Consider the following 1129-nt stretch of genomic DNA (forward strand, 5'->3'; position numbering starts at 1 on the left):
CTCCGAGTCGAGCTGCTCGATCGGGGTGAACTCGTACGTTTGTGATTTCCTCATACACCTCCATGGTCCCACGCCATAACCACCGGGCGCACTCGGATATTTCCGCTGACGCCGGGAGCGGCCCCGGTACAGCGCAGCTCACACGGATCAGGCGCCGGCCCACCACTCACCGGCGAGGTGTCCGGAACCGACCAGCACCGAGGGGCCGCGCAACCACGCCTGCCCGTGATCGATGCCCACGGTGACGGCGCCGCCGGGCACCCGGACTTTTACCTGCGCCGAATCCGCCGCCGGATCGATGCCCGCACTCGTCAGTGCCGCGGCCGCGGCGGCGACCGTGCCGGTGCCGCAGGAGCGGGTTTCGCCGACGCCGCGTTCGTAGACCCGCATATCGACCGCGCCGTCCTCGCCGAGCGCGGTCAGGATCTCCACGTTCACACCGTGCGGGAACAACTCCGGATCGAAACCGGGTGGCACGGTGAGGTCGAGCGCGGCCAATCCGTCGGCGGTGAGCCCGGGATCGACACAGGCCAGATGCGGATTGCCCACGTCGACCCCGACTCCGGGCAACGCGCTGCCGGCGACCGTGGCGGTGGAATCACCGAGCATCCGCACGTGGCCCATACCGACGGTGACCTCGCCGTGCACCTCGTCGAAGGAATGCACGACCACCGAGCGCGCGCCCGCCCGCGTGCCGACCACGAATTCGGTATCCCGCTGCATTCCGGTGGCGAGCAGATAGTGGGCGAACACGCGCACGCCGTTGCCACACATCTCCGCGATCGACCCGTCGGCGTTGCGATAGTCCATGAACCAGTCCGCCGCGGCCACACCGTCGGGCAGTTCGGCCAGCTCGCCGCGCTCCACCAGCGCCCCCGCCCGGGCGACGCGCAGCACACCGTCGGCGCCGATACCCTGGCGCCGGTCACACAGCACGGCGACGGTGTCGGGGGCCAGGCGCAGGCGGGCGTCGGCGTCGGGCAGCACCACGAAATCGTTCTGGGTCCCGTGGCCCTTGCCGAATTCGATATCGGCCGCGCCGGACACCGTCTGCACCTGCTCGCTCATCGACGTCGTTCCTCCACCCGTCCCGCACTATTCACCGGCCGCGCCGGCGTTCACCTTCGAT

General features: G+C 69.8%; 1 protein-coding gene. It reads right to left on the reverse strand.

Features of this window, described 5'->3' with window-relative positions:
- Positions 1 to 147: 147 nt before the first annotated feature.
- On the reverse strand, positions 148 to 1029 hold the full coding sequence (gene dapF / locus ACGF5C_RS35045) for a diaminopimelate epimerase (RefSeq protein WP_393308750.1): 882 nt from the start codon (positions 1027 to 1029) through the stop codon (positions 148 to 150).
- Between the last annotated feature and the right edge of the window lie 100 nt (positions 1030 to 1129).

This window comes from Micromonospora sp. NPDC047620 (assembly GCF_043205005.1).
Classification (GTDB): Bacteria; Actinomycetota; Actinomycetes; order Mycobacteriales; family Micromonosporaceae; genus Micromonospora.